A 4,841-nucleotide genomic window follows, 5' to 3' on the forward strand; every position below is an offset into this window, starting at 1 on the left:
CGCTCCCCCTCCGGAGCGACCGCACGGCCGGCGCTGGCTCATCGGCTTCTGGGCGGTCGTCTTCGTCGCGTTCCTCGCCAAGTCGCCGGGGAAGATGACGTTCGAGACCAAGCTCGGCGTCGCCACCGACCCGTGGCAGTTCCTGGGCGACCTGGGGCAGCTGTGGCACGACCGGGGCGGCTTCGGCGGGATCGCCGACCAGTACGCCGGCTACCTCTTCCCCTCGCTGCCGTACTACGGGCTGACGGACCTGCTGCAGATACCCACCTGGCTCGCCGAGCGGCTGTGGATGTCGCTCATCATCGCGGCGGCCTTCTGGGGCGCCCTGCGGCTCGCCGAGCGGTTCGGGGCGGGCACCGCGCCGTCCCGGCTGTTCGGCGCCGCCGTGTACGCCCTGTGGCCCACCTACACCATCGTCATCGGCTCCACCTCGGCCGCCGCGCTGCCCGGCGCCGTGCTGCCGTGGGTGCTGCTGCCGCTGGCCTCGGCGGCCGTCTCGCCGCGGGTGGCCGCGGCCCGCTCGGCCCTGGCCATCCCCTTCATGGGCGGGGTGAACGCCGCCTCCACACTGGCCGCGCTGCTGCCCGCGCTGCTGTACGTGTGCAGCCGTACGGGGCGCAGGCGCCGCACCCTGCTCGCCTGGTGGCTGCCCGGCGTCATCCTGGCCACCATCTGGTGGTGGGTCCCGCTGCTGCTGCTCGGCGCGTACGGCGAGGACTTCATGCCGTACGTGGAGACCGCCAAGACGACGACCGACACCATGTCGGCCACCGAGATGCTGCGCGGCGGCGGCAACTGGACGGCGTATCTGCACTACGGCGACTCCTGGCTGCCCGCCGGCTGGACGGTGGCCGCCAGCTGGCTGGCCATCCTGGGCGGCGCGTTCGCCGCCGCGCTGGGGCTGGCCGGACTGGCGCGGCGCGACCTGCCGGAGCGCCGCTGGCTGCTGCTGACCGCGGTGACCGTCACCGGGATCATGCTGGCGGGCTACGGCGGCTCGCTGGGCGCGCCGTTCGCCGGGGACGTCCAGGGCTGGCTGGACGGCACGCTGCGGCCGTTCCGCAACATCTACAAGTTCCAGCCGGGGCTCGCCCTGGCGCTCGCCCTGGGCATCGTCCATCTGGTCGGTGTGCTGGTCAGCACGGACGGCGCCCGGCCGCTGCCGGTCCGCCGCCTGCTGCCGTGGGTGGCCGCGCTGGTCGTACTGCCCGGCCTGCTGCTGCCGTACGCGAACGGCGACATCCTGCAGACCGGAGCGTTCAAGAAGCTGCCCAAGCACTGGGAGCAGACGGCCGACTGGCTGGAGGAGCACTCCCCGCACACCCGCGCCTACGTCACCCCCGCCACCGCGCACGGCATCTACACCTGGGGCTCCCCCGTCGACCAGCCGCTCGACGTGCTCGCCAAGTCGCCCTGGGCGCAGCGCGACTACGTGCCGTTCGGCACCCCCGGCAACCGCCGCGCCACCGACGCGGTCGAGCAGGCGCTGACCACCGGCGGCGAAGTGCCGGGGCTCGCCGACTTCCTGGCCCGCGCCGGGCTGTACGACGTGGTGGTCCGCAACGACCTCGACCCCGACCAGCTGGGCTATGTGCCGCCGCAGACCGTCAAGCAGACACTGGAGGCGTCCGGCTACCGCAAGGTGAAGTCCTTCGGGCCGAAGGTGACCGGCGGACGCATCCCGGCCCGCACACCGGTCCAGGTGGCCGGGCTCTACCCCAGCGAGCGCGCCGTCGACATCTACGAGCCCACGGGCGTCCAGCGCCCCCAGGACGTGGAGCTCCAGCCGGTGTCCCGGACCGCGCAGGTCAGCGGCGGCCCCGAGGCGCTGCTGCCGCTCGCGGGCGACCGCCGGATCAAGGGCCGCCCGACGGTGCTGACCGGCGACAACCACCCCGGCATCTCCGCGCCGGACCTCCAGGTGAACGCCGACGGACTGCGCCGCGCCGACACCCGCTTCGGCCTGGTGAACAACAACACCTCGTACACCTACACCGCGAACGAGCGGAACCACCCGGACAGCGTGCAGCAGCCCGGTGACAAGCCGAAGCAGATCCTGCCCACCAAGGGCGCGGGCCACCAGACGGTGTCGGTGCTGCGCGGCGCGAAGTCGGTGACGGCCTCCAGCAGCGGCAACTGGTTCTTCCACCAGCCGCAGTTCGAGCCGGCCCGCGCCTTCGACGGAAATCCGGACACCGCCTGGACGGAGGGTTCGGCGGGCGACCCGAACGGGCAGTGGATCCGTATCGACTTCAACGGCACGGTGGACATCCCCGCCACGCTGGACGTCACCCCGCTGGCGGGCGACACGACACGCGCCGCGCCCACCCGGGTGCGGGTCGAGACCAACCACGGCAGCAAGACCAGCGCCCTGCGCACCACCGGCAAGAAGCAGCAGGTGGCGGCGGTCAAGGGGGCGGCGCGCTGGCTGAAGCTCACCATCCTCGACACCCAGATGCCCGCCTCCGGGGTGTCCGGAGCGGGCTTCGCCGAGATCTCCGTCCCCGATGTACAGGTGACGCGGATGCTGAAGCTGCCGTCCGACGCGCCGCGCGGCGGCTCGGACAGCGCGGACAGCGAACTGATCTCGCTGCACCGGGGCGACGACCCCGGCGGCCTGAACTCCGCCGACGCGGAGGTCGGCCTGCACCGCCAGTTCAGCACCGACGCGTCCGGCGACTACGACGTGCGCGCGCGGGCGGTCCCGGTGCCGGGCCGCGAACTGGACCGCATGCTGGACGAGGTGGCCCCCGGCTCGCGGGACCGCATCCGGGCCTCGGTGTCCTCCACGGCCAAGCTCGGCGGCACCCTCGGCGGGCGCAACCTGGTGGACCAGAGCCTGACCACCGCCTGGATCGCCGGGGACAAACCGACGATCACGCTGCGCTGGCCGGAGAAGAAGGAGATCAGCGAGATGGTGCTGTCCCCCGCCGGGGGCATCTCCTCGGCGCCGGACGAGATCCGGATCAGCTCCCCGGACGGCGCCACCACGGCGGCCGTGGACAAGAACGGCTGGGCCCGCTTCGAGCCCATCGAGACCGACCGGCTGACCATCACCGTCACCAAGACGAAGCAGCTCACCGTGTTCAACCCGGTCGCCGACCGCAACCTCCAACTGCCCGTGGGGCTCAGCGAGGTCTACCTTCCCGAGCTCGACGAGTTCCGCGTCCCCGCGCCCGGACCCCGGCGGAAGTTCGAACTTCCCTGCGGCAAGGGCCCGATGCTCTCCATCGACGGCACCCTGCACGCCACCAAGGCCAGCGGCCGGGTGCGGGACCTGACCGAACGGCGCCCGATCGACGTCGAGCTGTGCGCCGACGGCGCGGAGGACGGAAGCCTGGGGCTCGACGCGGGCACGCACACCGTGGAGGCGGGCGAATCGGGCCCGCTGGCGGTCACCGACGTCACCCTGGGCAGCGGCGACAGCGGAGCGGCCGGCCGCTCCGGCACCTCCCGCTCCGCGCGGGAGAGCGTCACCCACGACTGGAAGGGCGACAAGCGCACCGTCGAGGTCGCCGACGGCCCCGCCTCGTACCTGCAGACGCACGAGAACGCCAACGACGGCTGGAAGGCCACCCTCAACGGCAAGGAGCTGGCCTCCGTCCGGCTCGACGGCTGGCAGCAGGGCTTCCTGGTCCCGGCCGGCGAGGAGGGCACCGTCAAGCTGGAGTACGAGCCCGCCGCCTGGTACAAGACCGGGCTGTTCGCGGCAGCTGCCGGCATCCTCCTCCTGCTCGGCCTGGCGTTCGTCCGGATGCGCGGCGGCCGGCCGCTCGGCGCGGACGACACCCCGGCCCCGCAGCCGGGCGCGGTGCTCGGCACCGGGGTGCTCACCCTGGTCGTCGCGCTGGTGGCGGGCCCGTACGCGCTGATCGTGCCGGCGCTCGCGGCGCTGGCCTACTTCTGGTCCCGGCTGCTGGCGCCGCTCGCGCTGCTGTCCATGGCGGCGGCGGGCGTCATCGCCGCGGTCGGCGCGGGCGACCCCGCGTCCGAGGGGCAGGGCGCCTTCGGGCACGCCGCGCAGGCGCTCGCCCTGCTGGCGCTGGCCGCCGCGCTGGTGACGCTGCCCCGGCGGGAGCGCGCACCGCAGCCCGCGCCCGCTGCGGCCGCGGACCCGGGCCCGGACCCGTCCGGATTCGGGCCGCGCCCATCGGAGTTCGGGCCACCGGAGTCCGGCCGGCAGGAGTCCGGGCCGCAGGAGTCCTGGCCGCAGGAGCCGCCCACGCCGCCGTGGACGCCGCCCCAGGCGCCGTCGGCGCCACCGGCCCGGCCCGAGACCCCGCCGACGCCGCAGGAGCCGTCCGGGCCGGACCGGCCGGACGCGACCCGGCCGGACATGAGCAAGCCGGACATGACCAAGCACGCGCCGGGGGAGGAACCCAGCCCATGACGGCACCGCACCAGCGCGCCGAGGACGCGACAGCGGCGGGCCCGGAGACCCCGGCCCCCGCCGCGCGGCGCGCAGCGCCGAGGGCGGACGGCGCACCCCCGGCCCCCAGCGCCCACGCGCCGGACGCCGGGCCCACCCGGCCCGACGCCGCGCCGCCGCACGGCGGCGCGGACGGCGGTCCACGGGGCTCCACCGCCGACAGCACCCAGGACGGCACCCCGGCGCCGCACGCCCCGTCGCCGCACACCGCGTCCGGCGGTTCCACCGCGCGGGGCGCCGGCGGGACCGCTCCGGGCCGCGGCGCGGACGGCGGCACACGGTCCGCGAGCACCTCGGACGGCACCGCACAGGAGCCGGGAGCGCCCGGCGACGCGCCGCCGCCGCACACGCCCCTCCCGCACGCCGGACGGGACGGGGACGCCACCGGCAAGGCAGCCGGAAACCCCTCCCG

1 protein-coding gene and 1 pseudogene are annotated in these 4,841 nt (G+C 75.0%); both read left to right on the top strand.

Annotated elements, in window-relative coordinates; all coding sequences use genetic code 11:
- The coding region (locus G5C65_RS31210; RefSeq protein WP_165302405.1) for an alpha-(1->3)-arabinofuranosyltransferase domain-containing protein at window positions 1-4,390 on the top strand (4,390 nt) is incomplete at its 5' end.
- Window positions 4,387-4,841 (top strand): annotated as a pseudogene (locus tag G5C65_RS31215) (hypothetical protein); the annotation flags it as partial. The gene G5C65_RS31210 and the pseudogene G5C65_RS31215, both read left to right, overlap by 4 nt.

Origin of the sequence: Streptomyces boncukensis (assembly GCF_011045075.1) — a bacterium.
GTDB classification, from domain to species: Bacteria; Actinomycetota; Actinomycetes; order Streptomycetales; family Streptomycetaceae; genus Streptomyces; species Streptomyces boncukensis.